Consider the following 12,398-nt stretch of genomic DNA (forward strand, 5'->3'; position numbering starts at 1 on the left):
TTAGGGGCATTTAGGGTGTCGTAATGTGCTTATTTGGCTTGGCTTATATTTCAACATGTCAGTGAAGGTTTGGAAAAAAATGAATAATTAATCCGGAGCTGCTTTAGCCTAAGAAAAGGCACGTTTGAGAGGTGAATGACATTGAATACTATTATTGAACTAAGAACATTAATACTTTTTCTAATTGTGCTACTTTTAATAATTCCTCTTTTTGGTTTTGTAGCAAGGAAATTCTTAGGTGCCGAGAGGAAGAAATGGTTTTCTACTGATTACCTGAACGAAAGACATAAAAAACTAGATCTGTTGGTACGACTACTTTTTATGACTCTAGTATTAATTAGCGAGTATTACACAATTAACAATGATACGGTTGAAATTGCATGGTATTTTGAAACATGGTTTATCATAATTGTCTTTTTAGTATCCTCTGAAATTTTACGAGCATTTATGGAATGGAAATACGCAGAAAATAGAAAAGACTTTGTTGCTACTATCGCAGAAATGATGTTTATGATTTGCATCGTATTTTTGACGATAAAAACTGATTTTTTCGGCTTATTTAATAGTTAATTCGAAAGCTATTAACCTCAGGAAATTGACTAGACCTCTCTTTAAATAGAAAAGGCTATTTCGCAGAAAATCCCTCTGCAAAATAGCCTTTTTTGATGGATAATGTTACACGTTAATGTCCACTAAATCTCTGTGTAAGCTTTTGTAAATTTTCAGCTTGTACACATAGGTCTTGTGACACTACCATGTTGACCGCTTGCATGGAGGCACTTTGCTCATCAACTGACTGTAGAACGACTTCTGTGGAATTAGTTAAACTATCCATTCCATTTGCGATAGTCGAAACTAGTTTTGTAACCTCATTCGCACTACTTGTAAGCTCTTCAGAGGTTGTGGATATATCCTCTAGCTGGTTCGTCATTTTGCTAACATGCTGAGAGATCGTACCAAACGACTTTGTAGCCTCATCAATAACATAGACGCCCTGTTGAACGTTTTTCAAGTCTTCTTCGACAGAGGTAGCTACTTGTTTTGTATCGCTTTCAATACCAACTACTAGCTCGACAATTTGAATAGCCGAATGCTTAGATTGCTCTGCCAATTTTCGGACTTCCTCCGCTACTACTGCAAAGCCTTTACCATGCTCTCCCGCACGCGCCGCTTCAATCGCTGCATTTAATGCAAGCAAATTCGTTTGATCTGTAATGGCCGTAATCATTTCGGTCATAGATTTTATATCTGTCATTTTGCCTGATAATTGTTGCATTAATTGACTTGTTTTTTCAGTAGAATCCGAAATGAATTCCATTTGATTTTTAGCTACATGTAAAATTTCCGCACCATTGCCTGCAATGTCATTTGCTTCTTTTGCATGATCAAATACATCTTGCGTTGCGACGGTAATACGCTCAATGCCATCAGCAGTTTCCTGCATAGCTATAGCACTCTCATTTGCAGACTGTGCTGCTTTCTTAAGACCATCAGTTGTATTCTCCATTTGTGAATCAACTTCGTTTACTGCATCTGTAATTTCATTTGTACTTGCTGATAGCTCCTCTATGCTCGCTGATAATTCTGTAGAACTACTTGCAATTTTTTGTGTCATCGTATGTAGTTGTTCCTTCATCTCAATAAACGCTTTAGCTAACTCTGAAACCTCATCATTGGAATTTATCTCAATAGGAGAACTGTGCAAATTCCCCTCAGCGATAGCTTGAGCGGATGTTGCTAATTGTTTAATTGGCTTAATAATTTTATATTTCACATAGAAAATACACGAAATTGTCATTGTAATTCCTATTACTGTTAATAAAGTGGATAGCCATTCTAAAGATGTTAAATTTGTTAGGTCTATAATCAAAATAACACCCATGAGAACATTTAAAGTAGAAAAGCCAATTATACTTTTTCTTCGTAAACTCATACTAAATTCCCCCAACTATAATATTATTCCTAGAAACAATTATAGTTTAAATCTCCTAAAATTCATAGAAAAAAGTCCAACTTTTGTAAGAAATAAGAATTATAAAAAGCACTTTGCGCTAGACAAAGTGCTTTCATCATCAATTATTTTAATTTCATAATACTTGATCCGGCAATACCTGGATGTGTCATCTCATATGGATCTAGAATTAAATCTAATTGTTCTTTCGTTAGTACACCCTCTTCAAGGCATAGCTCACGAATTGAACGACCAGATAGGATTGCTTCGCGTGCAAGTCGTGCAGCTACTTCATAGCCAATATGTGGGTTCACTGCTGTTAGTACGCCAACGCTTTTTTCCACATATTCTTTCATGCGGTCTTCGTTTGCTTCAATATCCTTCAAGCAATTTTGTGTAAATGCTCGGAACACATTATTCATAATACTAATAGATTGAATTAAGTTAAAGACTAGTACAGGCTCCATTACGTTTAATTCTAATTGTCCTGCTTCAGATGCTAAAGAAATCGTTTGATCATTACCAATTACTTGGAAGGCCACTTGGTTAAGTACCTCTGGCATAACAGGATTTACTTTCCCTGGCATAATAGACGATCCAGGTTGACGCGCTGGTAAAATGATTTCCCCTAATCCAGCACGTGGACCAGAAGCCATTAAACGAAGATCATTAGCAATTTTCGACATATTAATCATACAAATTTTTAATGCGCCTGATACTTCTGTATAAGCATCCGTATTTTGTGTTGCATCTACTAAGTGAGTAGCGCCTTTAAGCGGCAATCCTGAAATTTCAGCAAGATGAATATCAACTGATTGAATATAGTCAGGGAATGCATTTAATCCTGTACCAACAGCTGTCGCTCCCATATTTACATCATATAAATTCGGGCGAGTTTGGCGAATGCGCGCAATATCACGAGTGATTACACGGCAATATGCTTCAAATTCTTGCCCTAATCGAATCGGTACAGCATCTTGTAAATGCGTACGACCCATTTTAATAACATGCGCAAATTGCTCCGCTTTTTGGTGGAACACAGCTTGCATGTTTTCCATTGTAAGAAGTAGTTCATCTATCAAATTCAACACAGCAATATGAATTGCTGTTGGGAAAGCATCGTTTGTTGATTGTGACATATTTACATGGCTGTTTGGGCTAATTGCATGGTAGTCCCCTTTTTCTTTGCCTAAAATCTCTAGGGCACGGTTAGCAATCACTTCGTTGGCATTCATATTAATCGATGTGCCAGCACCGCCTTGGATTGGGTCAACGATAAATTCAGCATCCCACTCGCCATCAATAACTTCTTGTGCAGCCTCGACAATTGCATCTCCGATTTCTTTTGAAAGTAGGTGTACCTCCATATTACTCAATGCAGCTGCTTTTTTAACAATACCCATTGCTTTAATAAGTGCTGAATGAATTGAATACCCTGTAATCGGGAAATTTTCAGTTGCACGAAGCGTTTGGATTCCGTAGTAAGCATTGCTTGGTAAGGCACGTTCACCTAAAAAGTCTTTTTCTATACGTTGTGTGGACATAATTGTCGTCTCCTTTTATGTAATCCTCACACTTGATAGTAGCTAATAACTGCCGTATTGTAAACAGTCATTTGTCTGTAAAATGAAAAATTCCTGAAAAGACATTATTATTTATTCCTTAAAAGCCGAGATCTACTCTGAAACAATAAAGAAAATACATGTACATGATGGTTGAAGATGGTTGAAGATGGTTAATATCGTCCTAACCTGATTATAAGGTTTCACTTATTCGTTACTATCAATCTCTATGGATTCTTCTATATAGATTTCTCCTTTTTCATTTTCCCGCATGACATTGATTTTACCTTGTTCATCGTTTTTCCATTCGATCTTGAAGTTGTCTGGAGCATACATATCACTAGGAATGTACTCAATATATTTTTCTAAAACACTTCCCCTTTTTCCATAATAGATATGGACCGTTGCCGAGAGACCGGATTCAATTGATGGAATTACTTCCCTAAACTCAATGATATTTACAAGCCCCGGTGAATCACTCGTTTTAAACGTAAATGAACTTTGTCCGTCGTGTACTATTTTAAACGGGATAAATTCTTCAGCATTAAATTTAATGACGTCGGGGTTTTGTTCTTCTCCATATAACGTAATCGTTGCTTCAGCATCATTTTTCCAACTGATCGTAACATTTGAATCGTCAAGATTCTTTCCATCATTTTTAACAATTCGTTCGATATATTTATCTCTATATTTTACTCTAACCGTGGACGGGAAAAATAAAGCTGTTTCTCCTTTTTCTACGACTTTAATGACATTTATCCCATCCGGTGACTCACTGGTCATTATTTCCTTTTCCTTAAATTTTATTATATAGATAAAAATGATAATAGCGATCAACACTAAAATGGAGACAATTAGACCAAAAACAAGACAACCTTTTAAGAGACTTTTCATCGTTTGTTTAACAGGATACAGTTCGATATTCTCATCCATACTCATTATGCTCCCCCTTAACTCTCGATTGGTCACCACAATCTTCAATGACCCAATTAACAAGGTTCCTATTAACGAATATTTATTAACTTCAAAATTCCGCCCTCTTTGAAAATGAATTTGATAAAACGTTTACTCATCCTATTCTTCAAAATTTTGCAATAAAAATAATTAATTCTTAAAACAGCCTACCTCATTATTTATATAACGTACAAATATTCCCAATTGTTCACGGACCACAATCAAAAAAGCTGAACTAATTGGTTGTATTAGTTCAGCTAAATTTGACTATTATAATGTTGTACCTTATAACAAGAACACTGCTGTGATAAAGATATGACTTTAATTCTTGACTTATAATAAATTTAAAACGCTCGGTTAATGATTATTTATTAGAAGACACTGTAAAACGGCTGTTAACATGTTTGGGATTTTCAATTTCATTTAACACAGCAACGGCATAATCTGCATAGCTTACATAGCTTTCCCCAGCATCATTTACTAATAAATGATCTTCTCCAGCAGTATAGCTACCTGTACGTGGACCTTCTGGATCAAAGAAAGCAGATGGGCTTAAAAATGTCCAAGTAATGGCTGTTTGTTGTAAGTCGTGTAAATTTTCACCTTGGTTTTTAGCTGTCGCATAAAACATTTCTGGAAAATCTGGTGTATCCATTACGCGTACAGTTTTCTCTGGGTCTACAAACAAACTTCCCGCACCACCGACAACAAATAATTTTGTATCAATACCCGTGAAAATATCAATTAAATGACGGCCAGCTTTCACATGTAATTCCTCCTGACCAAAAGGAGCACCAAACGCATTTACGACTACGTCAAAGCCTTTCACATCTTCTTGAGATAATGCAAAAACATCCTTTTCAATTACTGGAATATTTGCTGTTACTTTGGAAGCTAAGCGAACAATCGCGGTTACATCATGACCACGTTGCAGTGACTCCTCTACAATCTTTTGTCCTGCTTTCCCTGTTGCACCAATTACTGCAATTTTCATCATTATAATTCCTCCTATTTTTCAATTGTAACCATTTCAGTTACAGATTAGATACAAAAGATCGACTTCGTTGATTTAACGAAGTTGATCTAGCACATCCTGTAAAGTTTGTGCTTGAAGTTGTTCTTCCATTGCATGCCAAACAGATGTATAAACACCTTCCAATGTCCGTTGGATTTTTTGACCAACTGTACATGCTGGATTTGGCTCATCATGAATCGCAAATAGCTGCTCTGGTCCATCAATCGCATGGTAAATAGCTAATAGCGTTAAATCTTTTGGCTCTACTAAAAGGTCATAGCCTGCAATACCTGATTGCGAGGTAAGCAAGCCCGCTTTTTTCAGTACACCAATCATACGTCGCACAACAACTGGATTTGTATTCACACTTCCAGCAATGTACTCAGACGTTAGCTGACTTTTATCAGATGTTGTTGCAATAAGCGAAAGTATATGGATCGCTACCGAAAATCGACTGTTCACCATATGTATCACCACCCGTTGTAACTATTATAGTTACAGGTTTGAATAAAAGCAAACAAATTGCTCTATTTGCACCTGCATTTATTTTTTTCATTTTACGAAGTATTATACTTTCTTTACGTAAATGACTAATTCTTGTCGTATTTCTCCATCTTCCTCATAAAAATCTAAGTTATGAAATTCATACTTAAAATGGCCAACAGGAAACGTCACACTTTCCCCCTGCGCTGCAGCTAATGTCCCTGCCACATCATGTGATACCATATGCAAAAGCTCTGTACCTAAAACCGAATCTACAAATACCACGTTCATTATAAAACACCTCCTCAGCTATTATAGCTTAGAAGGCGCTTACATTTATAGTCTTTCTTTATAACGTTTCAGGCGAATTTCCTCAACGACTTGCATCATTATATGTATTTGCTCCAATGTTAATTTTGTAGAGATGTGTGGTAGCTCAGATCCCTCTTTTGCTTGAGGAGTATTCGTAAGCAATTTCGGCCTTAAACGCTGCTCACGCTCTCTTCCGTCTATTTGAAAAATCAATGATCTCCTCACATCATTCACCTCTAAAATTTTTATTTGGATTTCCAGATTAAAACTTATATCGGTAAAAATTTCATAAATTTAAACATCCTTCATATTTTTATTAGAAAGTTTGGCTCTATTATAAATAATAAGGGTTTCTCTTTTGGTATTTTTATTCGTCGCTTTGACTTCTATCCACGATTTTGCCGATTCTATCCATCACTTCGGCCTATCTATCCTTCACTTTGCCAATTCTATCCGTCGCTTTGACTCTTCTTTCCGTCACTTCGGATGTTCTTTCCGTCGCTCTGACTTCTATCCACGACTTTGCCGATTCTATCCATCACTTCGACGATTCTATCCACGACTTCGGCCTATCTATCCTTCACTTTGCCAATTCTATCCGTCGCCCTGAACTGTATCTCCACTCCTTTACTGTTTGATTGCTTAAAAAAACAGCAACCAAAACGGCTGCTGCTTCAAGTTAAACGGCAATTGGTGCTTTAATTGTTGGGTGTGGATCATAGCCCTCAATTGAAAGATCTTCGAGCTCTATGTCGAAAATTGACGCTTTATTCGGATTGATTTTTAAGGTTGGTAGGTCCTTAGGCTCGCGGGAAAGCTGTTCTTTTACTTGCTCCACGTGATTTGAATATATATGAGCATCCCCAATGCTATGAATAAATTCGCCGACTTCTAAACCACATTCATGAGCGATTAAATGTGTCAGTAATGCATATGACGCAATATTAAATGGACAGCCTAGTAATGTATCGAGGCTTCTTTGCATTAGTTGACAGCTCAATTTGCCATTTGCGACATAAAATTGGAACATCACGTGACACGGAGGTAGTGCCGCTTTACTGCCCTTTGCACCCGCATTAATAACATCCTCTGGATTCCATGCATTGACAATTATGCGTCGTGAATCTGGATTGTGCTTGATTTGATGGATGACATCTTGCAATTGATCGATGCTTTCTCCTGTTGTTGTTGTCCAATTACGCCACTGCTTGCCATAAACATTTCCAAGCTCTCCGTATTTACGTGCAAATTCATCGTCTGTTAAAACACGCTCACAAAATGATGCTAACTCTTTTTTGTAGTCAGCATTGAAAGACTCGTCCACTAAACAACGACGACCAAAGTCTGTCATGTCCGGACCTGAATATTCATCAGACTCAACCCATTTTTTAAAAGCCCATTCATCCCAAATATGGTTGTTGTTTTGCAGTAGATAACGAATATTTGTATCCCCTTTGATGAACCAAAGTAGCTCACTTGCTACAAGCTTGAATGGTACACGTTTCGTCGTTAAAAGAGGAAAGCCTTTGCTTAAATCAAATCGCATTTGATAGCCAAATACACTATATGTACCAGTTCCTGTACGATCTTCCTTTTTAACACCATTCTCTAATATATGTTGTAGTAAATTTAAGTACGCGATTTCTGGATGCGCCATGTCAATCAACAGCTCCTTCAAGTATGCTGTTGACCATTATAACATCTAATAACTACATTTGGACGCCCAAAAATAAAAACAATATTTACATATCCGAGCCGAAGGAATTGTTTTCCAACTCCTTTGAGATTTCACTCTCAATCGTGATAAAAAACGTTGGTAACAAAATAATATTAAATAAAATAGGAACTATAATCAGTAAGAGATCCATCCCTGGGGAAAAATAGAGACCAAAAGCAGTCAGTAACCCTGACATGACTAGAAAGACAGTTTGCACACCGATAATCATAAACGGAATGATTTGGTACATATAGTTAAGCTTTCGGAACTGATGCATGCTTTCTGGATCTTCTATAATTCTCTTTTTTAAGCGTCTTGATAAAATTATACAGGCGATTAGCTGTGCAATAATAAAGCTAAAATAAATAACACTATGTAAAACCATTTGCCCTTTCATAACCGTGCCATTAAAATGTCCTACCCGCTGCTGAAGTAGCTCGTTGACCGCTCCCTCATAAACATATTCCTGCTCACTAAAATAAGTGGGCGACGGTTCCATAAAGCCGAGCGTTGCCCAATCCTTTGAGTTGGCTTTCCAGTCGATTAATTTACTAGCCAAAATGCGTAATTGAATGGCATCATTTTCTCCAAACATTCCTACTAAAAAAGTATATGGTATCGCTACCTTCATTTGCCCATCTTGTTTTTCATTAATTAAATCTTTAATGGAAAAAGTATACGCAACATCTGTCTGGTGGGCTTCATAACGAGCATCCTCGATCTTCCAATGACTCGCTAAGGAAGATTCAATGTTATTTTTCATGTCAACATACGGCGTATCATTATGTAAATTCTTTGGAATTTTATAGACAAAACGATTGTCACCCCCAATAATGCAGATATCTACTTTCACCGCATCATTCTCAAAGTTCTTAGCGATTGCTGTCATCGGGTACGACATTATGACTACTAGAAAAAGGACTAGTGATAATCCTTTCTTTGTCATGCAACGCTCCCCCTTTTCGTCACATATGATAGATTTACATTATCATAGGCTACACCGAAAAAACTATTTCGTTATTCCGAAAAAGCAATAGTGGTTTTCCGAAACAACTTTTTCGGTATTCCAAAATTACCAAAAATTATGGATAATATAGTAGTACTTAAGATTGAAATGGGGCATTATTATCATGCAAAAAATTGAGAGAAAACGATGAGTAAATGGACATATAGTATTTTCATAACCTACCTACTCCTCGGTATTTATGTACTTGTAGTTGCATCAAAAATACCTTATATTGGTATTTCACTAGACACAACTAGCGAACAACCCGTCATGACCGAGTTCTATTATCCAAATTGGGCACAGCAACATAATATTGAAAAAGGGGATCTACTACTGACAATCGACGGCAAGCCCGTTCGTTCTAATCAACTCGATTCTTCTGTACGTTGTGCAAAAGAACTAACGTTTATGAAGCCTAATGGAGATGTTCATGCTGTTTCAGTTAAGCATAAAGATATTCCGGAAGAATTTTATTTGCAAATTATTTTTCCACTTTTTTATTTTGTTCTATCTTTTGGCGTTGCTATCTATTTATGGCGAAGAAATACTGATAATCTACTAACTAGTCTACTAACATTATTTTTATTAACCTGTTCTTTAGCTTATATAAGTACAGGAGCCTCAGTTAGAGGAAATCTAATTGGCGGATTCGTAATAGGTATTGGTATAGTTTTATGCATAGTGCTTTTTATTCACTTCTTACAATTTTATTTCCGCTACCTACGTATAGAATGGCCGTGCCTCAATACAAAGTGGCTTTATTTAACACTACCATTTATACTTTGCTGTGATTTCATAAGAATAGTTAATTCTGACTTTTGGACAATCATATCATTAATTAAGTTAGGAATGTTTGCTGTACTTGTTCTCTATGCGATTTATATTTTACTAACGAGTTATTTACGAACTAGACTGGAAAAAATCCGTTTGATTACTATTGCGTTTATTACGCCTTTCTTGCCGTTTTTACTGTTTTTCGTCATACCTCTAATATTTGGTCTGGATCCTATTTTACATGCTGAGGTAGCTGCATCATCCTTATTATTTATTCCTTTTTCATTTATCTTCATTCAAGTGAATGAACGATTATTCGATATTGAATATCAATTATCTCGTTTACGTTATTATTCAACACTTGCTTTTTTTTGTGCATTACTATTAACTACGGGCATTACTCTCCTGTTTATTGACAAATTATCGATCGTTAAAATTACGGGTGTTTTTATACTAGTATTCCTTGTTATCATTGCTAGTTTCTATATAAAAGAGCAGCTTGATTTTAAATATCGAAAGATTATTTTTTCATCCACTGGCAATTATGTACATAATTTATATGCTGCTGTTAATCGTATGGGGAAAGCAAAAAATCAACAAGAATTACTGGAACAATTCAAGTATGAAATAACAGAAAAGCTTGGTACTACAGCCTTTACGATTACAATAATAACGGAAGATGCGCCCTTCGCTCGTGATGAAGTCAACATAGGGAATCACCTACTATTACATGATACAGGTGAAGAAAAAATCATGTTAAACATTAGACATATATTACAAAAAGAAGAGCTTCTTTGGCTAGAGTTACTGGCCCTCTATGTTTCCATGTTTATAGATAATTTAAAGCTCATTGAAGATTTAGTATATGAAATAAAGCTTATGAAGGATCACAATGATACTCAGCTTCCTTGGCTCGACAAATTATTATGGAATATCATTGAAAAAGAGAAAAGTATTTTAGCGCAGGAATTACATGATACTATTTTGCAAGAACAACTTCATTTAGCGAGAGAGTTAGATGTACTTGCTAGCTCGCCTGTTATAAAAAAAGAAAAGGTGTTAGATATTCGTGAGCAGTTGCTGAATGCATCGAAGGACTTACGTGAGTATTGTGAGAATTTAAGCCCTCCTTTGTTAGACACATTTGGGCTACAAATCGCCTTAAAAAAACTAATTCAAAAGGTGAAAATACGAGCAGACTTTTTGTTAAATGCCCAAATAGAACGTGTCCAATTTCAGGATGTAACTTTACATTTAGTCGTCTATCGCCTTGTGCAGGAGCTCTTAAATAATGCCATTAAGCATGCTGAGGCAACCGAAGTTTCACTAAGATTACAAGCGATCAATCGTGGCTTCATCCTCCAATATGATGATAATGGTATTGGCTGTAATATTGAAGGTTTAATGCAATCTTCAGCTTCTATGGGCATTAATGGTATTCGAGAACGAGTCCGTGCTTTTAATGGGGACATCACGATAACTTCCAATTTAAATGAAGGAATGCATATATTTATTCAAATACAAGAGGACGTGGATTCAGATGATTAATATTCTTATTATAGATGACCATCCTGTCGTTTTAGATGGTACAAAAACATTATTACAAGATTTAACAAATGTCCATATAGACACAGAGCAGGATAGTGCCGCTGTTCTGTCGAGAATGGATTTTCAAGATTTTCAATTATTTTTAATCGATATTAACATGAAACCAATCAACGGCATCCAGCTTTCAGAAATGATTAAGAAAAAGCAACCAGAATCACTTATTTTACTCTATACAGGATATGAGCTTTCCGATTATTACGAACTACTGATCGAGAAAAAGATCGATGGACTATTATCAAAACTTGCCACGAAACAGCAAGTGATTCAAACTATTGAAGCTGCACTAAGGGGCGAGATTCTACTAGCAGCTGATTTTTTAGATTTTGTACAGCAGCGTACCAATCTTCCAAACATGCAACAAGATGTTTTACTAAGTAACAAGGAGCAAGAAATTTTACAACTTGTCGCACAAGGCTGTACAAATAAAGCAATTGCTTCAGCCATTGGGGTCACACAGCGCACTGTAGAAAATTATTTATCCAAACTTTTTGTCAAACTAAAGGTAGAATCTCGTGCAGAGGCTGTAATCGTCGCTAAAGAGAAGGCATGGATCAACTAATTATCGTTAAATTACGTTAATGTAAATTTTATATTACTAAAATCGGAATATACTGGATAAATGTCTGAAACTGTTATATAATCAAAACAATAATTACATTACTTCATCTTAACCGCTAAAATCACGTATTCAAAAGTAATACGAGCTTTTGAATATGTGATTTTTTTGCAAGTTATCGAAGCAATATGATTGTTTAATTTTTTTGGGAGGTTGTTCACATGACACAAGGTACAGTAAAATGGTTTAACGCAGAAAAAGGTTTTGGTTTTATCGAGGTAGAAGGTGGAAATGATGTATTTGTACATTTCTCTGCTATTCAAACAGATGGCTTTAAAACTTTAGATGAAGGCCAAAAAGTTGAGTTCGGCGTAGAAGAAGGTAATCGCGGACCTCAGGCTACTAATGTTGTAAAGCTTTAATTTATAGCTTTAGCATGTAGAGTGCAAAATTCAAGAGA

Annotated in this window: 13 protein-coding genes; 4 read left to right on the plus strand and 9 right to left on the minus strand. The window is 36.0% G+C overall.

Translation table 11 applies throughout. From position 1 onward, the window contains the following. The first annotated feature begins 135 nt into the window (after positions 1–135). The gene (locus ACFCYJ_RS10480; RefSeq protein WP_376073910.1) at positions 136–570 is read left to right on the plus strand and encodes a DUF4181 domain-containing protein; all 435 of its coding nucleotides are present in this window, start codon (positions 136–138) and stop codon (positions 568–570) included. A gap of 112 nt (positions 571–682) precedes the next feature. Here the strand turns inward: ACFCYJ_RS10480 and ACFCYJ_RS10485 are convergent, their stop codons facing one another. The 9 genes from ACFCYJ_RS10485 to ACFCYJ_RS10525 form a co-directional block, all read right to left on the minus strand. Further along, positions 683–1,933, minus strand: coding sequence for a methyl-accepting chemotaxis protein (locus ACFCYJ_RS10485; RefSeq protein WP_376073912.1), 1,251 nt, complete (start codon positions 1,931–1,933; stop codon positions 683–685). Between the two features lie 143 nt (positions 1,934–2,076). After that, entirely contained in the window at positions 2,077–3,495 is a 1,419-nt protein-coding gene (gene aspA, locus ACFCYJ_RS10490; protein ID WP_376073914.1) for an aspartate ammonia-lyase, read from the minus strand. A gap of 225 nt (positions 3,496–3,720) precedes the next feature. Further along, positions 3,721–4,446, minus strand: a complete 726-nt coding sequence (locus ACFCYJ_RS10495; protein WP_376073916.1) for a hypothetical protein — start codon at positions 4,444–4,446, stop codon at positions 3,721–3,723. A 385-nt stretch (positions 4,447–4,831) separates the two neighbouring features. After that, the gene (locus ACFCYJ_RS10500) at positions 4,832–5,461 is read right to left on the minus strand and encodes an NAD(P)-dependent oxidoreductase (protein WP_376074037.1); all 630 of its coding nucleotides are present in this window, start codon (positions 5,459–5,461) and stop codon (positions 4,832–4,834) included. A gap of 75 nt (positions 5,462–5,536) precedes the next feature. Further along, on the minus strand, positions 5,537–5,947 hold the full coding sequence (locus tag ACFCYJ_RS10505; RefSeq protein ID WP_323650102.1) for an Rrf2 family transcriptional regulator: 411 nt from the start codon (positions 5,945–5,947) through the stop codon (positions 5,537–5,539). Positions 5,948–6,049: 102 nt separating this feature from the next. Next, entirely contained in the window at positions 6,050–6,256 is a 207-nt protein-coding gene (locus ACFCYJ_RS10510) for a thymidylate synthase (protein ID WP_197143701.1), read from the minus strand. 45 nt (positions 6,257–6,301) lie between these two features. Then, positions 6,302–6,490, minus strand: a complete 189-nt coding sequence (locus ACFCYJ_RS10515; protein ID WP_376073919.1) for a hypothetical protein — start codon at positions 6,488–6,490, stop codon at positions 6,302–6,304. A gap of 466 nt (positions 6,491–6,956) precedes the next feature. Continuing rightward, positions 6,957–7,934, minus strand: a complete 978-nt coding sequence (locus tag ACFCYJ_RS10520) for a thymidylate synthase (protein WP_376073921.1) — start codon at positions 7,932–7,934, stop codon at positions 6,957–6,959. An 85-nt stretch (positions 7,935–8,019) separates the two neighbouring features. After that, positions 8,020–8,940: a hypothetical protein gene (locus tag ACFCYJ_RS10525; RefSeq protein WP_376073923.1), complete on the minus strand. Its 921-nt coding sequence runs from the start codon at positions 8,938–8,940 to the stop codon at positions 8,020–8,022. A 207-nt stretch (positions 8,941–9,147) separates the two neighbouring features. On the opposite strand from ACFCYJ_RS10525, the gene ACFCYJ_RS10530 reads away from it, so the two are divergent. The 3 genes from ACFCYJ_RS10530 to ACFCYJ_RS10540 all read left to right on the plus strand — a co-directional run bounded on the left by ACFCYJ_RS10530 (position 9,148) and on the right by ACFCYJ_RS10540 (position 12,360). After that, positions 9,148–11,322 (plus strand): sensor histidine kinase, encoded by a 2,175-nt coding sequence (locus ACFCYJ_RS10530; protein WP_376073925.1) that lies wholly within the window; start codon positions 9,148–9,150, stop codon positions 11,320–11,322. Further along, positions 11,315–11,941, plus strand: coding sequence for a response regulator transcription factor (locus ACFCYJ_RS10535; protein ID WP_376073927.1), 627 nt, complete (start codon positions 11,315–11,317; stop codon positions 11,939–11,941). Before ACFCYJ_RS10530 ends, ACFCYJ_RS10535 begins: the two co-directional genes overlap by 8 nt. A gap of 218 nt (positions 11,942–12,159) precedes the next feature. After that, on the plus strand, positions 12,160–12,360 hold the full coding sequence (locus ACFCYJ_RS10540) for a cold-shock protein (RefSeq protein ID WP_049665562.1): 201 nt from the start codon (positions 12,160–12,162) through the stop codon (positions 12,358–12,360). Positions 12,361–12,398: the final 38 nt, after the last annotated feature.

It is taken from the genome of Lysinibacillus sp. NPDC056232 (genome assembly GCF_042267565.1).
Lineage (GTDB): Bacteria > Bacillota > Bacilli > Bacillales_A > Planococcaceae > Lysinibacillus.